An 18,352-nucleotide genomic window follows, 5' to 3' on the forward strand; every position below is an offset into this window, starting at 1 on the left:
GGGGGTTTGTCCGGAGAGTGGGGTGGTGTGACCCGAACGGGGGACGGGCGGGTGGGCCTTCGCCCCGCGGTGCGGGGCGAAGGCCCAGGATGGAGCGGGCTGCAGGTCGTGCCCGGGAAGCGGCGCGGTCGGCCCGAAGGGCGGGGCCACGGGCCGGGCGGGACCTCCCGGACGCGGCCTAGCCGCGCACGCGCAGCGCCCGGCGCAGGTCGTCGAGCTGGTCGACCAGCTTGCGGTGGAGGGCCGGGATGGCCTTGTCCTCGGCGAGGTGGCGGTCGCCGAGGGCGAGGGAGTCGGCGTCGACCGCGTCCGCGGGGAAGGCCCAGCGGCCGGCGGCCTCGGCGATGGCGGGGCCGCGGCGGTCGGCGAGGGCCAGGGCGGCCGGGTAGAAGCGGGCCACGTAGGGGTGCAGCAGCTCGGCCTGTTCGGGCTTCCAGAAGCCCTGGGCGGTGGCCGTGAACAGGTAGTTGGAGAGGTCGTCCGCGTCGAACATGGACGCCCAGGCGGCGGCCTTGGCCTCCTCGGTCGGCAGGGCGGCGCGACAGCGGGCGGCACCCTCCTGGCCGGTGGCGCTGGGGTCGCGGTCGAGTTCGGCGGCGATGGTGGCCTCGTCCGTGGCGCCGAGGACGGCGAGGCGGGCGAGGATGCGCCAGCGGAGCTCGGGGTCGAGCTCGGGGCCGCCGTGGACGGTGCCGTCGGCGAGCCAGGTGGCGATCTTGTCGGGGGTGGTGGCGCTGTCGATGTAGGTGCGCACGGCGGTGAGGCGCAGGCCGGGCGCGTCGCCGTCCTCGGTGCGGCGCATCAGGTCGCGGGCGATCTCGCAGATCGTGGCGAGGGCGGCGGGGCGGTCGGCGGCGGAGACGTACCGGTCGGCGATCTGGCCGCGGGCGAAGCCCAGGACGCCCTGGACGACGGCGAGTTCGGTCTCCTCGGGGAGGTGCGCGAGGGCGGAATCCAGGTAGTCGGCGGGCGCCAGTTCGCCGTCGCGGACCATGTCGCGGAGCGCGTTCCAGACGACGGCGCGGGTGAGGGCGTCGGGGACGCGGGAGAGGCCGCGCAGGACGGTCTCCTGTGACACCTCGTCGAAGCGGATCTTGGCGTAGGTGAGGTCGCCCTCGTTGAGGACGACGAGCGCGGGGCGCGGGCCGGTGAGTTCGAGCGGGGCGGCCTGGGGGACGTCGAGCTCGTGCCGGGCACGCAGCACGAGGTCGCCGGCGGCGTCCCGGTCGTACACGCCGACGGCGACGCGGTGCGGACGGCTGCCGTCGCGGTCGACGGTGAGCCGCCACTGCTTGCCCTCGCCCTCGACGCGCGGGGTGAGGACGTCGACGCCGGTGGTGCGCAGCCACTGCTCGGCCCAGCCGTGGACGTCGCGGTCGGTGGCGGCGGCGAGGTTGTCGATGAAGTCGGCGAGGGTGGCGTTGCCGAACTTGTGGCGCTTGAAGTGGATGTTGATGCCGGCGAGGAAGTCCTCCTCCCCCATCCACGCGACGAGCTGGCGCAGCGCGGAGGCGCCCTTGGCGTAGGAGATGCCGTCGAAGTTGAGGAGGGCGGAGGCGGTGTCGGGGACGGCGTCCGGGTCGGGGGCGACGGGGTGGGTGGAGGGCCGCTGGTCGGCCTCGTAGCCCCAGGCCTTCCGGGTCGCGCCGAAGTCGATCCAGGTGTCGGCGAAGCGGTCGGAGCAGGCCTCGTTGATGGTCTGGAAGCCCATGTACTCGGCGAAGGACTCGTTCAGCCAGATGTCGTCCCACCAGCGCAGGGTGACGAGGTCGCCGAACCACATGTGGGCCATCTCGTGGGCGATGACCATGGCGCGGGTCATCCGCTCGGTGTCGGTGACGGCGGAGCGGAAGACGAACTCGTCGCGGAAGGTGACGAGGCCGGGGTTCTCCATGGCGCCCGGGTTGAACTCGGGGACGAAGGCCTGGTCGTACGAGTCGAAGGGGTACGGCTCGTCGAACTTCTCGTGGTACCGGTCGAAGCAGGCCTTGGTGATGTCGAGGATCTCCTCGGCGTCGGCGTCGAGGTGGGGGGCGAGCGAGCGGCGGCAGTGGATGCCGAAGGGCAGGCCGGCGTGCTCGGTGCGGACGGAGTGCCAGGGGCCGGCGGCGACGCAGACGAAGTAGGTGGAGAGCAGCTGGGTGGGCGCGGCGGTCCAGCGCCCGTCGGCGCCGCGCTCCGTGACGCCGTTGGACAGGACGGTCCAGCCCTCGGGGGCGGTGACGGCGATCTCGAAGACGGCCTTGAGGTCGGGCTGGTCGAAGGCGGCGAACACCCGCTGGATGTCCTCCATGAACAGCTGGGTGTAGACGTACGCCTCGCCGTCGGTGGGGTCGGTGAAGCGGTGCATGCCCTCGCCGGTGCGGGAGTAGCGCATGGTGGTGGCGATGCTCAGGGTGTGCTCGCCCTCGGTGAGGGTGAGCGGGAGGCGGTTGCCGTCGAGGGCGGCGGTGTCGAGGGCTTCGCCGTCGAGGACGGCGGAGTGCAGGGCTTCCGGCTTGAGCTCGACGAAGCTGGTCCCGGCGGCGCGGGCGGTGAACCGGATGAGACTGGTGGACTCGAAGGTCTCGTCGCCGGTGGTGAGGTCGAGCTCCACGGTGTAGCGGTGGACGTCGAGGAGCTGGGCACGGGTCTGCGCTTCGTCGCGCGTCAGTACGGACATGGGGGCCATGCTGCCTGATGCCCCCCTGCCCCGGCAGGGGGGTTCGGATTTACGCCAGGCCGGCGCCGTCCAGGTGGGCGAAGGCCGCGGAGATCCGGGGCCGGTCGTAGCCGGCGGGGCCCTTGGCGCCGCTGGAGAGCAGGGCGTGCAGCAGGAGCCGGGCCTTGGCGGGGGCGAGCGGGCCGGCCGGGACGAGGCCGCGGTGCAGCAGGTCGTACTCGGAGCCGGGGCCGCGATAGGTGTGCGAGAGGGTCGCGCCCGCGCCCGTGCGGGAGGCGAGGACGACCGGGATGCGCTCGGCGAGCGCGGCGAGGGGTTCGACGAGCCCGGCGGGGACGTGGCCCGCGCCGAAGGCGGCGACGACGAGGCCGTCGTACCGGTCGGCGACGGCGTCGAGGAGTTCGCCGCGGTCACCGAGGGAGAGGGTGAGCAGGGCCACCCGTACGGCGGGGTCGACGGTGAGCGGGCAGAGCCGGGACGGCACGGCGGGGCGGAGCAGGATCCGCGGCTCGCCCTCGACGACGGCGCCGAGGGGTCCGGCGCCGGGCGAGGTGAACGTGGCGACGGAGGTGGTGTGGGCCTTGTGGGCGAAGCGGGCGGCGTGGATCTCGTCGGCGAGCACCACGAGGACGCCGAGGCCGCGGCAGCCGGGGTCGGCGGCGACGGCGAGGGCGGCGGCCAGGTTGGCGGGGCCGTCGGCGCCGGGCAGGTCGGGGCGGCGCATGGCGCCGGTGACGGCGATGGGCTCCTCGGTGGTGCAGAGCAGGTCGAGGAGGAAGGCGGTCTCCTCCAGGGTGTCGGTGCCCTGGACGACGACCGCGCCGGAGCCGGCGGCGACGGTCGCGCGCACCTCGTCGGCGAGGGCCGCGAGGTCCTCGAAGGAGAGCGAGGAGCTGGGCACGCGGCGGAAGTCGCGCAGCTCGACGTCGACGCCCTCGGGGGCGACGCCGAGTCCGGCGAGCACCTCGGTGCCGGTCATGCGGGCGGCGTCGCCGCCTCGCGCGGAGATGGTGCCTCCCAGCGTGAATACGGTGACCCGCGCCATCAGCGTGCTCCGTCCGCGATCGTCTCGTGGTGGCGGATGACCTCCGCGATGATGAAGTTCAGCAGCTTCTCGGCGAAGGCCGGGTCCAGTTTCGCGCTCCCGGCGAGTTCCCGCAGCCGGGCGATCTGCCGGGCCTCCCGGGCCGGGTCGGCCGGCGGCAGCTCGTGCTCGGCCTTGAGGACGCCGACCTGCTGGGTGCACTTGAAGCGCTCGGCCAGCATGTGGACCACGGCGGCGTCGATGTTGTCGATGCTCTCGCGCAGCCGGGTCAGCTCGGCGACGACGGAGGGATCGATGCCGCCGGTGCCCCCGGCCTCGCCGGTGCCGCTGGTGCCGTGGGTGCCACTGGTGTTGCCGGACTCGCTGGACTCGCTCATGAGCAGCGACCTTATCCGGATCTCGGCAGGATCGTGGGCGGGTGTTCGGGATCCGGAACGGTGGTGCTCCAGCCGCCCGGGACGCTTCTGCCCTGTTGTTCGCGGAAGCGGATGGGGGCGGTGCCGACACGGCGGGTGAACAGGCGGGAGAAGTAGGCGGGGTCGTCGTAGCCGACCCGGCGGGCGACGGCGGCGACCGGGAGGTCGGTCCCGGCGAGGAGTTCCTTGGCGCGGCCGAGGCGGACGGTGAGCAGGTAGTCCTTGGGGCTGCAGCCGGCGGCGCGGCGGACGGCGGTGCGCAGCTCGGCGGCGGTCATGCCGTGCCGGGCGGCGTGTTCGGCGACGGTGAGGCGGCTGAAGGCGTCGCGGGCGAGGGCGGTGAGGACGGGGTCGCCGTCGGCGTTGGTGTCGGCGCGGGAGCGGCGCAGGGCGACGAGGAGCTCGTGGACGGCGGCGCCGGTCTCGACCTCCAGGAAGGGGTTGCCGGGGCGGGCGGCGCGGGCGATGCGCCCGATCGCGGCGCGGGCGGGGGCGGCGTCGGCGAGGGGGACGACGGGCCGGTCGGGTTCGATGTAGCCGAGCTCGGTGTAGGTGGCGGTGGCGGGCCCGGTGAAGTCGACGAAGGACTCGTCCCAGCCGGTGCCGGGGTCGGCGGCGTAGTGGTGGGGCACGCCGGGGGTGAGCCAGATGACGGCGGGGGCGGTGACGGTGGTGCGGCGCCCGTCGGGGCCCCGGTACCAGCCGCCGCCCGAGCTGACGAGGACGGCGACGTGGTGGTCGAGGGTGCGCGGGCCGACGGTGGGCAGCGTGCCGTGCTGGAGTCCGACGCCGAGGCAGACCAGACCGAGGCGGTGGTGGACGGGTCCGGGCGTGAAGTAGCGCATCCAGGTGTGGTACATCGCGCGGCAGCCTCCTCAGCGCCCGTCGAAGGGTCCAAACTGCGACGATCTTTGTCCATGGACCGGTCCGCCGCCAGAGGGTGAAGGTGAGGCGCATGAGCGAGTTCGTGGTGGGTGACGAGGACTTTCTTCTCGACGGGCGGCCCGTGCGGCTGCTTTCGGGGGCGCTGCACTACTTCCGGGTGCACGAGGAACAGTGGGCGCACCGGCTCGGCATGCTGCGGGCGATGGGCCTCAACTGCGTCGAGACGTACGTGCCGTGGAACCTGTACGAGCCGGAGCCCGGCCGCTACGGGGACGTGGACGCGCTCGGGCGGTTCCTGGACGCGGTGGCGGACGCGGGGATGTGGGCGATCGTGCGCCCCGGCCCGTACATCTGCGCCGAGTGGGAGAACGGCGGCCTGCCGCACTGGCTGACCGGGCCGCTGGGGCGGCGGGTGCGCACGGACGACGCGGAGTACCTGGCGCACGTGGAGCGCTGGTTCCGGCGGTTGCTGCCGCAGGTGGTGGAGCGGCAGATCGGCCGCGGCGGTCCGGTGGTCCTGGTGCAGGTGGAGAACGAGTACGGCAGCTACGGCACCGACGCCGGCTATCTGCGGCGGGTCGCCGATCTGCTGCTCGCCTGCGGGGTGGAGGTGCCGCTGTTCACCTCGGACGGCCCGGAGGACCACATGCTGACGGGCGGTTCGGTGCCCGGGGTGCTCGCGACGGCGAACTTCGGCTCGGGGGCGCGGGAGGCGTTCGCGACGCTGCGGCGGCACCAGCCGGGCGGCCCGCTGATGTGCATGGAGTTCTGGTGCGGCTGGTTCGACCACTGGGGCACGGAGCACGTCGGGCGGGACGCGGCGGACGCGGCGGCGACGCTGCGGGAGATCCTGGAGTGCGGGGCGTCGGTCAACGTCTACATGGCGCACGGCGGGACCAGCTTCGCCGGGTGGGCGGGGGCGAACCGGGCCGGGCGGCTGCACGAGGGCGCGCTGCGGCCGACGGTCACCTCGTACGACTACGACGCGCCGGTCGACGAGGCGGGGCTGCCGACGGAGAAGTTCTGGCGCTTCCGCGAGGTGCTCGCCGCGTACGCGGAGGGGCCGCTGCCCGAGGTGCCGCAGCCGCCCACCCGGATCGGCGCGCCCGCGGCCGGGGCGATGGACGGGTGGGCGCCGCTCGCGGAGGTGCTGTCGGTGCTCGGTGGCGCGGAGACGGTCTCCCCGACGCCGCCGACCTTCGAACAGCTGGGCGTGGACCGGGGCCTGGTCCGCTACCGGGTGCAGGTGCCGGGCCCCCGGCAGCCGTACCCGCTGGCGGTGGCGGGGCTGCGCGACCGGGCCTCGGTGTACGTGGACGGGATCTTCGCCGGGGTGCTCGACACGGAGGAGGCCGTGCTGCCGGAGCCGGTGGCGGGGCCCGCGGTCGTCGAGCTGTGGGTGGAGTCCCTGGGCCGGGTGAACTACGGGCCGCGGCTCGCGGAGCCGAAGGGCGTCACGGGCGGCATCCGGCACGAGCGGCAGTACCTGCACGGGGTACGGGCCCGGGGCCTGCGGCTCGACGCCTTCGAGGCGGCGGCGGTGGACAAGGTCCCGTTCGTCCCGGCCCCTGCGGCCGCCGGCCCGGGGCTCCACCGCGGCACGGTGACGGTCCCCTCCCCCGGTGACGCGGCCCTGCGCCTGCCGGGCTGGACCCGCGGCTTCGTCTGGGTCAACGGCTTCTGTCTGGGCCGCTACTGGAACACCGGCCCGCAGGACGCGCTGTTCGTCCCGGGCCCGGTGCTGCGGGAGGGCCCGAACGAGGTGTGGGTGCTGGAGCTGGAGGGCGGGGCGGGGGGCGCGGTGGAGCTGGGGTAGCGGGCGCGGGGTTGCGCCGCGGGCGGCGGGGCGGCTCGCGCGGGGGTCAGCCGCGGGCGGCCGGGGCGGCTCGCGCGGGCGGGGGTGCGGGAGAACCCGTGCGCGCAGGAGGTGCCCTCGGGAGCCCCGTACGCACGGAGGTGCCCGGGGCTTCGCGCCCCGGGCACCCCGCGTCACGTGTCCGTCCGTCCGCTACAGCGAGGCAGCGGCCGCCTTGATCGCGGAGGCGAAGGTCGAGACCTCGGTGTAGACGCCGGGGTAGCCGGCGCGGGCGCAGCCCTCGCCCCAGCTCACGATGCCGACCTGGACCCAGGCGTTGGTGTTGTCCTTGCGGAACATCGGGCCGCCGGAGTCACCCTGGCAGGTGTCGACGCCGCCCTGGCTGAACCCGGCGCAGATCTCCTCGGCGGGGACGAGCGAGCTGCCGTACGCGGACTGGCAGGAGGCGTCCGAGACGAACGGGACGACCGCCTTGCGCAGGTAGCGCTGCTGGCTGCCGCCCTCGGTGGCGGCGCCCCAGCCGGCCACGGTGAAGTCGCCGTTGTTGTACGCGGTGGTCTCGGCGATCTTCAGGTTGGGCAGGCTGTTGATCGGCGAGGCCAGCTTGATGAGGGCCCAGTCCTTGCCCTGGCCGTTGTAGCCGGGGGCCTGGTAGACCTTGGTCGACCTGACCTTGATGGCGCTGCTGGACTGCAGGTCGACGACCCCGGCGGTGGCCGTGATGCTCGTGTTGGGGCCGGAGCCGTTCACGCAGTGCGCGGCGGTGAGGACGACCTGCGGGGTGATCAGGGAGCCGCCGCAGCCCATGGAGAGCCGGACCATCCAGGGGAACTCGCCCTGGGCGGCGCGGACGCCGCCGACGACCGGCGCGGGCGCGGCCGAGGCGGTGGTGGGCTGGAGGCTGACGGCGGCGAGGACGACGGCGCCGGCCGCAGCGATCTTCTGCAGCGCGCGGACCAGACTGTTCTTCTGCATGCGACTGCCTTCCTTCATGGGGGGTTGATCTTGATGGCATGAGCCCGTCAAGACGTGGTCCGGATTATGGACACCGCCCGACGGGGGCAACAAGAAGGCCTTTTCGGCCAGGCGGGGGACGCCCGGGGACACCGGCCACGCCGCCCGTACCCTGGACGGCAGGGGGTGGTCCGGGATGCCGCACAGCGACGAAGTCTCCCGTGTCGTCCACGGGTTCCCGCACCTCGACACGGTCCGGGCCGCCATCCGCGCGCTCTACCGACGTCTCTCCCCCGACGGCGTGCGGCGTTACGAGTCGAGCCTGCCCGCCTCCGACGTCGCCGTCGAGGACCCGGAGGGGCTCCACCTCGGCGCGCAGGCCGCGGCCCGCGCCCTCGTCCGGCACCTGCGGCTGCCCGACGCCCGGATGGTGGTGAGCTTCCGCGCGATGGAACACGCGGCGGGCGTCGAACTGACGGCCGGTCCGGAGTACTTCGTCGAGCTCAACGAACGCTTCGCCCGGCCGGCCCATCGCCGGGACATCGGCGCCGCCCTCGCCCACGAGATCACCCACGTCCTGCTGCACCGCCTCGGGCTCGCCTTCCCCACGACGCCCGAGAACGAGATCCTCACCGACGTCGTCACCACCTACCTCGGCGCGGGCTGGCTGCTGCTCGACGCGTTCCGGCAGGACGGCATGTCCAGTCAGAAGCTGGGCTACCTGACGCCCGAGGAGTTCGGCTACGTCCTCGCCAAGCGGGCCGAGGTCTTCGGTGAGGACCCGTCCCCGTGGTTCACCAGCGCGGTGGCGTACGACGCGTGGGTCCGGGGCCGGGAGGAGGCCGCCCGCGACTGGCGGCACCCTCCGCTCGTGGGCGCCGGCTGGGCCGCCCGGCGGCGCGCCCGGGCCGGCGGTGACGGCGTCTTCCCCTGCCCGGCCTGCGGTCAGCGGCTGCGCGTGGCGCCCGCGCGGGGGCGGGTCAGGGCCCGGTGCGGAGTGTGCGCCACCGTTCTGGAATGCGCACCCTGACCGCACGTCAAGGAATGGATTTGCGCCGTTCGGGCGACTCGGGTGAGGGTCGGGCGCATGAGCACGTTGTTCGAGGCGCTGTGGAACGGGGACGACGACGGGGTCGTACGGGCCCTCCGGGCCGGGGCGGACCCCGAGGCGCGGGAGGACGCCGAGACCGCGCTGTACCGCGCGGCCGTCGGCAACCAGCCGGTGGCGGTCCGGCTGCTGCTCGCCGCCGGAGCGGACCCGGCCCGGCGCGGCGGCGAGGACGACGCCGACCTGCCGCTGTGCGGGGCGGCCTGCGGCGGCCACGCCGAGGTGGTGCGGGCGCTGCTGGCCGCGGGCGTGGACCCGGACCAGGAGGAGGGCTACGGCTTCACCGCCCTGGCCTGGGCGATCCGGCTCGGCCACACGGAGGTGGTGCGTGAGCTGCTCGAGGCGGGCGCCGCCCCGGACCGGCCGGGACCCGACGGGCTCGCCCCGCTCGTGGCCGCCGCCCGGCGCGGCTCCACCTCGTGCGTACGGGCGCTGCTCGAACACGGCGCGGGCAGCCGGGCGGAGGCGCTCGACGAGGCCCGGCGGTGGATCGGCGCGGACATGGCGGCGGTGCTGCGGCGCGGGCTCGTCGAGGGCGGGGGCGCCGGGGACACGTACGAGGCGGTGGTGCGGCGGGTCCCCGAGGACGGCGGCGTGACCGTGATCGTCGAGCTGCTGCGCGAGGACGGCGCGCCGACCCGCGGCGACGAACGCCAGACCGGCCACGCGGCCATCGCCACCCTCCTGGAGGGCGCCCTCGGCCTCCGCACCCCGCACGAGGAGCTCGCGGGGCGCGCCCTGCGCTGCGGCGATCCGGCCCAGGACGCCTGGACGACGGCGGTCGCCGCGCTCACCGCCCGCCCCGACGACACCGTGGCGACGACCGCCACCACCTGGTGCGCCGCCCCCGACGCCCTCCGCCGCGCCCTGGGCGTCCAGGTCCTCGCCGCCCTGCCGGGTCACACGGCGCGGGCCCTGCCGGTGTTGCGGGGGCTGGCGCGGGAGGTGGGGGCGGAGTTGCGGGAGGCGGGCGCGGGGGGCGTGGCGGGTGCTGCGGCCGGGGCCGGGTCACCCTTCCCCCGCGAGCCCGCCCTCTCCCTCGCCGTCGCACTCGGGCAGTGCGCGGACGCGGGTGCCGTGCCCGGGCTGCTCGGGCTCGCCGGGCACCCGGACGGCGAGGTGCGGCGGCAGACGGCCGCCGCGCTGACCGGGCTCGTGCCCACGGGCCACGCCGAGGCGGTCGGGGTGCTCGTCGGGCTGAGCCGGGACCACGAGCCCCGGGTCCGGGACTGGGCCACCCTGGCGCTCGCCGAACTCCCCGACGACACCCCCGCCGTCCGCGAGGCCCTCGCCGCGCGACTCGCCGACCCGGACCCGGAGACGGCGGCCGAGGCCGCGCGGGGCCTGGCCATCCGTCAGGATCCGCGCGCCATAGAGGCACTGGCGCGCGTCCTGGCGGACGGCGACCCGGACGGCCCCGCCCGGGAGACGGCCCTGGCCGCCCTGGAACACGTGGCGGACCCCCGGACCCGGACCCGCCTGGAGTGGACGCCGCCGCGCGGGCGCTGACGGGGGGCGGCGGCGGGGCGGGCGGACCGGTCGGCCCGGGCCGCCTGTCCGCCCCCCTCGACCCGTCCCGGCCCACGGAAGGGCCCACGGAAGGGCCCGGGCGACGCCCGCGCCGACCCCGCCCGTTTCCACGGGTGACGACGGCGCCCCTCCCGCCCGGCCCCGTCGGCTGCTACCTTCCTCCCAGCACGGTCACCTAACAAGCGTTTGGTGGAAAGGGGGCTGATCCTTACGTGGGTGCCCACCGCCGAGGAGCTGCGACTGATCCGCGAGGTGATCGACCCCGAGGGCCTGCGGGACCGCGAGGTCCGGTCCTGATGACGGGGATCGGGACCCCACCGACCAAGCCGGTCGGCGCCGAGCACCCGATCGCGCAGACCGGCACGGGCCGGGTCGCCGGCCCCCGCCCCGTCCCGTGCCCCTGGTGGCTTCCACGGTCGAGGGCCGCACCGACCTCGGCGTCATGACCTCCGGACAGGTCGCGGAGGTGATCGAGGACCTGCCCGGCTGCGAGGAACTCGTCACCCGGACCGCGTCCGGGGCCGCGCACGTGCTCCGTACCCTCCCTTCTCTCCGACGGAGTCAGTCATGTCCCTCTCCAGACGCGCACTGCTGAGCACCGCCGGCGCCACCGCCATCCTGGCGGCCACCGCCCCGCCCGTCCTGGCCAGGCCACGGGTCCGCACCGCGAACGCCATCCGGCAGGTCCCCCTCCAGGGCGCGGTCAACGTCCGCGACCTGGGCGGATACCTCACCTACGACGGGGCCCGGGTCCGGCACGGCCTGGTCTACCGGGGCGACCACCTCGGCAAACTGACCGCCGCCGACCTGACCGTGCTGGGCGGCCTCGGCCTCGCCCGGGTGATCGACTTCCGGATCCCCCTCGAAGTCCAGTCCGACGGCACGGACCGCCTCCCGGCCGGCCCCGTTCTCGTCTCCCGCCCCGTCACCGACAACGGCCTGTACGGGCAGCTGCTCGCCGCGATCGGCTCGCGCGACCCGGTCCGGCAGGAGCAGATGCTGGGCGGCGGCCGGGCGGCGGCCTTCATGACCGAGGTGTACCGCACCTTCGTCACCAGCCCCGCCAACCGCGAAGGCTTCGGCACGACCCTGCGCGAACTGGCCGCCCCGGGCGCGGGCCCCCACCTCTACCACTGCACCTCGGGCAAGGACCGCACGGGCTGGACCAGCTGGCTGCTCCTCACCCTCCTCGGCGTACCGGAGCGGACGGCCACCGAGGACTACCTGGCCTCCAACACCTTCCGCGCCGCCAACGACGCCCGCGTCCGCGAGGGTCTCCGCCAGGCCGGCCTGATGCAGAACCCGGACCTGATCATCCCCCTCCAGGAAGTCAGCCGCCCCTACCTGGACGCCGCCCTCGCCGAACTCCGCACCGCCTACGGCAGCGTCTACCACTACCTGACGGACGGCCTGGGCCTGGACCTGCCGGTCCTGGCGGCACTGCGGCGGCGGTTGGTGGACTGACGGCGCGGGGGCATGGCGGCCCGCCGTCCCGGGCCGCCGTGGACCTCCGCACCAGGGCCTGCGACAAACCGACCGGAATTCCCCAACGCACCGATCCCATCGTGCAGTTAATCTTTCTGCGCCCACCGAAGCGTGATCGCGAAGCCTGATCGCACGAGCGTCTGGAGAGTGCCGCCGTTGAGTACCGATCTCAGCACCGCGACCGGCGCCCGGCAGTTTGTCACGGTCGTCTTCCCCGTACGGCTGCCTGCTCCGCCCCCGTGGGAGACCGGCCCCCTGCCGCTCCGGCTCGGCGCCCGCACGACCGACGCGGGAACCCGGCAGACCTACTTCACCCCCGCTGCCGCCCGCGCCCTGTACGGCACCCCCGAACGTCCGTGCCGCTGGCACACGTTCACGTCCGTGGCACACGGCGACCTCACGCTGCGGGCGATGGAGATCCTGCACACCGCCACCGCACAGCACCCGCGGCACGCCCTCGCCATCCTGCACCTCGACGTGAAGGGGCCGTCGCTGCTGACGACCCTGCGGGCCATCGGCCAACGGCCCACGGCGGGCCCCGACCCGCTCGACGGCCCACTCGACCCGGCCGTACTGCTCGCCGGCATCGCGGTGCCGATGACCGCCCAGGGCCCCTTCGCCATCGCCCGCCCCTACACCGTCGCCTTCCTGACCCCGCGCACCGAGCACACGGCCGCGTTACGGATCGACGGGCGGCTGCCGGACTCGGCCGACGGCTGGCTGTGGTCGCTCGCGTCCCGCTCCGCCGACGCGGACTTCCCCTCCGCGCCGGAGCAGTTCCCCCGGCAGACCGCCGACACGGTGCGCATCTCGGCGGACTGGAGCGCGCTGGTGCTGCGGCACGGAGCGGCGTTCCTGGGCCATCGCCCGGACACCGGCGACGGGGACTTCTACGAGTTCGCCGCGCTCCACTCCCGGACCGTGTACCTGGACGCGATCCTGCTCGGCACCATCCAGCGCGACCACGTCGACGAGCTCACCGAGGGCCTGTCGAACGTCTTCGACGGGCGGCGGCTGGCCCGCCGGGTGACCGCGCTGGAGCGCCACATCGCCGCCTTCCGCAGCACGTACTGGCGGCAGCACCTCACGGCGCACGGCCCGGCGAACGAGCTGCTCGTCGCCTTCCAGGCGCAGTACCGACTGGCCGACCGCTTCGCGGAGATCCTCGCCGAGGCCGCCGACTACAGCCGGCTCGTGCAGACACAGGACAACCAGCAGATCGCGGGCGCGCTCGGCGTACTGACGATCCTCGGCCTCCCCCTCAGCACCGCCCTGGGCATCCTCCAGGTCCTGGGGGACGAGAGCCCGGCGCACATGCTGATCGGCCTCGGCGCGGCCCTGGTCGCCACCGCCGGCGCCTTCGCCACCCGCTACGGCCGCATCGTCCTGGCCTCGCTGAGCGGGGACCGGCGGTAGCCGGACGAGGCGGAGAAGTGGCTGGCGGGCACCCGTCGGCCTTGGTAGCTTCCGCGAAAAACAGTGAAGAGGACACGGGCGACGTGACGGTGAACGAGGGGGAGCCGATCCGGTTGTACCGGAAGGCTTTGCGCTACGCGGAGGCGGACCCGGAGGTCTTCCTCAGCACGGCACGGAGGGCGGCGGAGTCGATCCTGTTGGATATCGCCATACAGCAAGCGGTCGGCTCGAAGCCGACGCTGGAGTCCTTGTTGACGACCCTCACGGCGAAGGGCCTGGTCCCGCAGAAGGTCGTGCTCGCCGTGCGGACCATCCAGAACTACGGCAACTACGGCAGTCACGCGCAGGACGCCGCCGATGAGGAGATCTCCACCGAGGACGTGCAGCCGTGCCTCAACGCCCTGACGCAGCTGGCGGTCTGGTACGGCAGGACCACCGCGTCGTTCGCGGAGGACGAGGCCCAGCACGAGCTGTCCGCGATCAAGCACCGTTCGGGGACGACCCGTCTCGCCGACTCGACGCTGATCGTCGTGAAGGCGGTGCTGCTGGGCTGCGGGTTCGACGAACTCCTCGGACGTCGCCGTCATCGCGTGGTGCATGTGCAGATGCCGTGGTCGGACAGACTGGTGACCGACGTCGCCGGGGGCCTGCTGGACCTCGCCGTCTACAACGAGCAGCGGTTGCTGCGCATGAGGGAGACGGACCCGGAGGTCGCCTCCCAGGTCGTCCCCGTCGGCCAGGTCGGCTACTCGATGGGCGGCCGCAACTTCTACCTCCTCGCCGCCCGGGACGGGCGCTGGGGAGACACCTCGGGCGAGGAGTTCCTGCGGGACCCCGCAGGGGCGACGATCGCCGTGCCCAAGCACAGCGACATGTTCGACAACATCCTGCGGGCGTTCTCGACGGACGAGGCGGGACTGGCGGAGAAAGGGGTGCGCATCCTCGACGTGCCGCACCACCTGGGCCTGGAACTGTTCCACCTCAACGGGGACGTCCTGGCGGTCGGCGGTCAGAACCTGCGGATGCACGCCCTGGAGGACGACGCGTACTTCGAGCTGCTGAACTCCGACATGCTGCCCGCGGAAGCCCAGGCCCAGCTGCGGTCCGCGGCCGCGAACGTCCTGCTGGCCAACCGCACCTGGCTGGAGGAGCTGAAGGTGCCGCCGGAGCAGTTGCACCAGGAGTCCATGCGTTCCTTCCACGATCTGAGTTCGGAGGAGGCGCGGTTCGAGGAACTGGTGCGCGACCTGGTCACGCACGCCTCGTTCCCGCTGCAGAACACCGGTGAGAGCAGGGAGCGGCTGGTGCGGCACGTCCTGTTCGAGAGTTACCGGCTGGGGCGCCCGTGACCCGGCCCCGCCGTGTGCTCGTGGCCGGGGGCACCAACTTCGACATCATCGTGCACGCCGGGCGGCTACCCGAGGAGCACGAGAAGCTGCGCGGCGGCGAGTACAGCGCCCAGCCGGGCGGCTCCGCCGCCAACACGGCGCTCGGCCTCGCCCGGCAGGGCTGCGAGGTGCGGCTGGTGTCGGCGGTGGGCGACGATCTGCTCGGCCGGGTGTGCCTGGAAGACCTGAGGGCGGGCGGGGTGGGCACCGGGCTGATCCACGTCGAGCCCGCCGCGAGGACCGGCATGGCGATCGTCCTGGCCGCCGGTGACGGCAAGCGGATGATGACCTTCCCCGGTGCCGACCGCGACGCGGCGATCGCCTCGGTCACCGCGGACGACGTCCGCGGGGTGGACCACGTCCACCTCGTCGGGGAGCCTCGGCCGGCGCTGGCCCGCCTCGCGTCGCTAGCCCGGGAGGCCGGCCGTTCCGTCTCCGTGGAGTGGAACGGGCGGGACATGGGGGCGTCCCTCGGGCGGGGGGCGCTGAACTTCATGAACGCGGACGAGGCCGCCCGCCTGCCCGACGCGGTCCCCGGCGACCCCGAGGGCACGGCCCTCAGGTACGCCGCTGCCCTGTCCGGTCATGTGATCCTGACTCTGGGGCCGAGCGGCGCGCTGTGGGCGTCGCCGGACGGCAGGGTCGTCACCGAACCGACCGTGGCCGTCCGCCCGGTGGACCGGACCGGGGGCGGCGACGCGTTCGACGCGGGTTTCCTCGCCGGCTGGTTGAGCGGGGAGGACCCGGCGTCCTGCCTGCGCCGAGGGCTCGACGCCGCACTGCACGTGATCACGAAGATTGGAGCTCAGCCGTGACGAGATGGCTCGGCATCGCCCTGTTGCCCAGCGCGGAACACCGCACGACCGCGATTCGCCTCCAGGGGGAGGTGGGCGGCGACCACGTGTTGCGGCCGCCGCTGAGCCCGGAGGGCAACCTGCCCCATGTCACGGTGTTCCAGGGCCCGTTCCTCGACTCCCTCGACCCGGCGGCCGAGCTCGACCGGATAGTCGACACCGTGGACGCACCGGAGCGGATCGCCCTGGCTTCGCACGGGGTCGTCTACCAGCCCACCGGCTGGGTGTTCCTCTCGCTGGAGCGACCCGCCCTGCTGGAGAGGATCCAGCAGGCGACGCTGAAGGCGCTGGAGCCGCATCTGGACCGGGCGGCGTTCGACCCGTCCAAGGACGTCTCTCGGTTCACCCCGGACGAGCGGGAGAGCTTCGAGCGGTACGGGTACAGGTACACCGGACCCGCGTACGCGCCCCACATCACGTTGGGGCGTGCCGAGGAGGCGGTGGCCAAGGAGCTGGTCCGGTCGGCGCCCGAGCGGGTGGACGTGCCGGGGACCTGGGACTTCGACCGCTTCAGCTTCTACGTGATGGGCGAGAACGGCGCTCATGCGGAGATCCTGGAGGAGAGGATGCTGACCCCGAGGTGACATCGGAGAGTGAGCTCCTCGCCGTCGCGGGTGAGGCTGTCGACGCGGGGGCGCGCTGGCTGGCCGGGGCGGACGCGGACTGGGCCCGGGCCCGGCGCAAGCCCTCGGGTGAGGAGGTCACCGACGCCGATGTGGAGATCGAGCACCGGGTCTCCGCGTTCCTGCGCCGGCGGACCCCGGACATCCCGGTCATCGGCGAGGAGAGCTTCGCCGGGGGGCCGTTGCCGGACCGGTGCTGGCTGCTCGACCCCGTCGACGGCACGATGAACTTCGCCCGCGGCGCGCCGCTGTACGGCATCTCGCTGGCGTACGCGGAGGGCGGATCGCCACGGCTCGGGGTGGTCGACGCACCTGCGCTCGGCCGCCGCTGGTCGGCCGGCGGGAGCGTTCCGGCCGACCCGATCGCCACCGAGCCGCCCGAGGCCGTACGGGAAATCCGGCGGGCGGTCGTCGGCCTGACCGGCACCGGCTCCGGCGATCCACGGGCGCGGATCCTGCTGGCACTGCTGTACGACGAGGCCTACCGGATCCGGCTGCAGGGCGCGATGAGCCTGGACCTCGTCGGGGTCGCAGAGGGCTGGATCGACGCCTGTCTCTGCGTCGGCCCGAAGCCCTGGGACGTGGCGGCGGGAGTCCCGCTGGTGCGGGAGCGCGGTCTGGCGGTCCTGGGCGCGGACGGGGCGGACTACGGCTTCGGCTCGCCCGTGCTCGCGGCGGGCAGCCGCCGGGCGGCGCGGGAGCTGCTCGAACGGTGGGGGCAGGCCGGCGTGGCCGGCCCCTGACCGGGCCGGGGGCCGTGGGCGGTCGATAGGGCGTCCGGGAGCTCCGTGGGGCTAAGCGCGTACGGCGATTCCGTCCAGGACCATCGACAGGTACTGGCGGGCGATCTCCTCCGGGGTGTGCCGGCCGCCGGGGCGGTACCAGGACGCGGCGACCCAGACGGTGTCGCGCACGAAGCGGTAGGTGAGCCGGAGGTCGAGGTCGGGGCGGAAGACGCCGGCGGCGACCCCGCGCTCCAGGGTGCCGAGCCAGGCCTTCTCGAACCTGACCTGCGAGTCGGCGAGGTACTGGAAGCGGTCCTGGTCGACGAGGTGGCGGGACTCCTTCTGGTAGATGGCGACGGCGGCGCGGTGCCGGTCGATCTCCCGGAAGGATTCGGTGACGAGGGCCTCGATGGTCTCCCGGGGGCCGAGGCCGGCGGCGAGCACGGTGTCGTAGCCCTCCCACAGCTCGTTCAGGAAGGTCGAGAGGATCTCGTCGAGCATCGACTCCTTGGAGTCGAAGTGGTAGTAGAGGCTGCCCGCGAGCATGCCGGCCTCATCCGCGATCCTGCGGACGGTGGTGGCGTTGTAGCCCTGGGCGGCGAACACCTCGGCGGCGATGTCGAGGAGCTCGCGGCGCCGCTCGGGCGACGCGGTCACCTGGGGCTTCTTCTTGGCGGATGTCTTGGTCGTCGGCACACGTCCATTCTGGTACCACGCGTGCCGGCTGCCGACCGGGACCGGCCCGACGGTCGTGCGCGAGGAGCAGGGGGCCGGTCGGGGCACGACGACGGTCCTGGTGTCGGCCCGGGTGGTTCCTTCGGCCTCATGACTCGCGTGCGGGCGCGTCGTCGTTCCCGCGCCGGATCGTCCGCAGCGGCCGGCCCGGCACCCAGGTGCGCAGGATGAGCTCCTCGCCCTCGACCGCGGTGCGGACGACCTCCGTCGGCTCGACCCGGAAGAGGTGGAACGGCAGGGGCTGGCCGGCCTCCTTCGCGTACCACTCCAGGGTCCGCGGGTCGGTGACCTCGACCGCCCGGCCGGAGACGCGGACGTCGCCGCCGCCCATGCCGGTGCCCTCGCCGGGGTTCGCCAGCAGCGAGCAGCGCGGGTCGCGCAGGAGGTCGAGCGCCTTGCGGGAGTGCGGCATCATGCCGAGCCACAGCTCGTCGCCGCGGAAGTCCGCCTCGATGCCGCTCAGCCGCGGCGAGCCGTCCTTGCGGAGGGTCGCGAGGGCGTGGTGGGTGTACTGCCCGAAGCGCTCGCGGACGGTGGTGGCGAAGGCGGGCTCGGCGGCCTCGAAGGCGGCCCAGGTGGCGGGGGCCTCGGGGGCGTCGGCGTTCGGGGTGGCAGTGGTTCCGGTGTCTCCCATGACTCAAGGAGACAACGGAAACCCGACAACCTCTGTCCTGATTACTCCGAAATCACTCCGGAGTCAGTCCGGAGTG

Annotated in this window: 16 protein-coding genes and 1 pseudogene; 10 read left to right on the plus strand and 7 right to left on the minus strand. The window is 74.0% G+C overall.

Annotated features, from left to right (window positions below):
* Window positions 1-178: 178 nt before the first annotated feature.
* Genes pepN through OG309_RS09580 form a run of 4 tightly spaced genes read right to left on the minus strand, consistent with a single transcriptional unit; the run spans window position 179 to window position 4,983 of the window.
* A complete protein-coding gene (gene pepN, locus OG309_RS09565; protein ID WP_329419744.1) occupies window positions 179-2,662 on the minus strand; it encodes an aminopeptidase N in 2,484 nt (827 codons plus the stop codon).
* 49 nt (window positions 2,663-2,711) lie between these two features.
* Window positions 2,712-3,707, minus strand: a complete 996-nt coding sequence (locus tag OG309_RS09570; RefSeq protein WP_329419745.1) for an asparaginase — start codon at window positions 3,705-3,707, stop codon at window positions 2,712-2,714.
* On the minus strand, window positions 3,707-4,084 hold the full coding sequence (locus OG309_RS09575) for a chorismate mutase (RefSeq protein ID WP_329419746.1): 378 nt from the start codon (window positions 4,082-4,084) through the stop codon (window positions 3,707-3,709). Before OG309_RS09575 ends, OG309_RS09570 begins: the two co-directional genes overlap by 1 nt.
* Before the next feature lie 11 nt (window positions 4,085-4,095).
* Complete coding sequence (locus tag OG309_RS09580; RefSeq protein ID WP_329419748.1) at window positions 4,096-4,983, minus strand: helix-turn-helix domain-containing protein; 888 nt, start codon at window positions 4,981-4,983, stop codon at window positions 4,096-4,098.
* 95 nt (window positions 4,984-5,078) lie between these two features.
* Here OG309_RS09580 and OG309_RS09585 point away from each other — a divergent pair, with 95 nt between their 5' ends.
* Window positions 5,079-6,824, plus strand: a complete 1,746-nt coding sequence (locus OG309_RS09585) for a glycoside hydrolase family 35 protein (protein ID WP_329419750.1) — start codon at window positions 5,079-5,081, stop codon at window positions 6,822-6,824.
* Between the two features lie 192 nt (window positions 6,825-7,016).
* Here the strand turns inward: OG309_RS09585 and OG309_RS09590 are convergent, their stop codons facing one another.
* Window positions 7,017-7,799 carry a S1 family peptidase gene (locus tag OG309_RS09590; RefSeq protein WP_329419751.1) on the minus strand — a complete coding sequence of 261 codons (783 nt, stop codon included), beginning with the start codon at window positions 7,797-7,799 and terminating at the stop codon, window positions 7,017-7,019.
* A gap of 175 nt (window positions 7,800-7,974) precedes the next feature.
* Here OG309_RS09590 and OG309_RS09595 point away from each other — a divergent pair, with 175 nt between their 5' ends.
* From OG309_RS09595 to OG309_RS09640, 9 genes and pseudogenes are all read left to right on the plus strand, one after another.
* Window positions 7,975-8,808 (plus strand): hypothetical protein, encoded by an 834-nt coding sequence (locus OG309_RS09595; protein ID WP_329419753.1) that lies wholly within the window; start codon window positions 7,975-7,977, stop codon window positions 8,806-8,808.
* 57 nt (window positions 8,809-8,865) lie between these two features.
* Complete coding sequence (locus OG309_RS09600; RefSeq protein WP_329419755.1) at window positions 8,866-10,395, plus strand: ankyrin repeat domain-containing protein; 1,530 nt, start codon at window positions 8,866-8,868, stop codon at window positions 10,393-10,395.
* Between the two features lie 240 nt (window positions 10,396-10,635).
* Window positions 10,636-10,713 (plus strand): annotated as a pseudogene (locus tag OG309_RS09605) (CoA-transferase); the annotation flags it as partial.
* Between the two features lie 270 nt (window positions 10,714-10,983).
* Window positions 10,984-11,880, plus strand: a complete 897-nt coding sequence (locus OG309_RS09615; RefSeq protein WP_329419756.1) for a tyrosine-protein phosphatase — start codon at window positions 10,984-10,986, stop codon at window positions 11,878-11,880.
* 168 nt (window positions 11,881-12,048) lie between these two features.
* Window positions 12,049-13,317, plus strand: a complete 1,269-nt coding sequence (locus OG309_RS09620; protein ID WP_443067553.1) for a hypothetical protein — start codon at window positions 12,049-12,051, stop codon at window positions 13,315-13,317.
* Between the two features lie 83 nt (window positions 13,318-13,400).
* Complete coding sequence (locus OG309_RS09625) at window positions 13,401-14,666, plus strand: DUF4145 domain-containing protein (protein ID WP_329419760.1); 1,266 nt, start codon at window positions 13,401-13,403, stop codon at window positions 14,664-14,666.
* Window positions 14,663-15,520 (plus strand): carbohydrate kinase family protein, encoded by an 858-nt coding sequence (locus OG309_RS09630; RefSeq protein WP_329419761.1) that lies wholly within the window; start codon window positions 14,663-14,665, stop codon window positions 15,518-15,520. The genes OG309_RS09625 and OG309_RS09630 overlap by 4 nt, the downstream gene beginning before the upstream one ends.
* On the plus strand, window positions 15,517-16,143 hold the full coding sequence (locus OG309_RS09635; RefSeq protein ID WP_329419763.1) for a 2'-5' RNA ligase family protein: 627 nt from the start codon (window positions 15,517-15,519) through the stop codon (window positions 16,141-16,143). The genes OG309_RS09630 and OG309_RS09635 overlap by 4 nt, the downstream gene beginning before the upstream one ends.
* Window positions 16,140-16,925, plus strand: coding sequence for an inositol monophosphatase family protein (locus tag OG309_RS09640; RefSeq protein WP_329419764.1), 786 nt, complete (start codon window positions 16,140-16,142; stop codon window positions 16,923-16,925). The genes OG309_RS09635 and OG309_RS09640 overlap by 4 nt, the downstream gene beginning before the upstream one ends.
* 51 nt (window positions 16,926-16,976) lie before the next feature.
* Here OG309_RS09640 and OG309_RS09645 read toward each other — a convergent pair whose 3' ends face one another.
* Window positions 16,977-17,603, minus strand: a complete 627-nt coding sequence (locus tag OG309_RS09645) for a TetR/AcrR family transcriptional regulator (RefSeq protein WP_329419765.1) — start codon at window positions 17,601-17,603, stop codon at window positions 16,977-16,979.
* Between the two features lie 127 nt (window positions 17,604-17,730).
* Window positions 17,731-18,276 carry a pyridoxamine 5'-phosphate oxidase family protein gene (locus OG309_RS09650; protein WP_329419766.1) on the minus strand — a complete coding sequence of 182 codons (546 nt, stop codon included), beginning with the start codon at window positions 18,274-18,276 and terminating at the stop codon, window positions 17,731-17,733.
* Between the last annotated feature and the right edge of the window lie 76 nt (window positions 18,277-18,352).

Origin of the sequence: Streptomyces sp. NBC_01268, assembly GCF_036240795.1 — a bacterium.
GTDB lineage: Bacteria > Actinomycetota > Actinomycetes > Streptomycetales > Streptomycetaceae > Streptomyces.

Bases quoted from the DNA above. Each gene is read 5' to 3' on its own strand.
- OG309_RS09570 (WP_329419745.1), bottom strand. From the start codon at position 3,707: ATGGCGCGGGTCACCGTATTCACGCTGGGAGGCACCATCTCCGCGCGA.
- OG309_RS09585 (WP_329419750.1), top strand. From the start codon at position 5,079: ATGAGCGAGTTCGTGGTGGGTGACGAGGACTTTCTTCTCGACGGGCGG.
- OG309_RS09590 (WP_329419751.1), bottom strand. From the start codon at position 7,799: ATGCAGAAGAACAGTCTGGTCCGCGCGCTGCAGAAGATCGCTGCGGCC.
- OG309_RS09650 (WP_329419766.1), bottom strand. From the start codon at position 18,276: ATGGGAGACACCGGAACCACTGCCACCCCGAACGCCGACGCCCCCGAG.
- pepN (WP_329419744.1), bottom strand. From the start codon at position 2,662: ATGTCCGTACTGACGCGCGACGAAGCGCAGACCCGTGCCCAGCTCCTC.
- OG309_RS09600 (WP_329419755.1), top strand. From the start codon at position 8,866: ATGAGCACGTTGTTCGAGGCGCTGTGGAACGGGGACGACGACGGGGTC.
- OG309_RS09575 (WP_329419746.1), bottom strand. From the start codon at position 4,084: ATGAGCGAGTCCAGCGAGTCCGGCAACACCAGTGGCACCCACGGCACC.
- OG309_RS09615 (WP_329419756.1), top strand. From the start codon at position 10,984: ATGTCCCTCTCCAGACGCGCACTGCTGAGCACCGCCGGCGCCACCGCC.
- OG309_RS09595 (WP_329419753.1), top strand. From the start codon at position 7,975: ATGCCGCACAGCGACGAAGTCTCCCGTGTCGTCCACGGGTTCCCGCAC.
- OG309_RS09580 (WP_329419748.1), bottom strand. From the start codon at position 4,983: ATGTACCACACCTGGATGCGCTACTTCACGCCCGGACCCGTCCACCAC.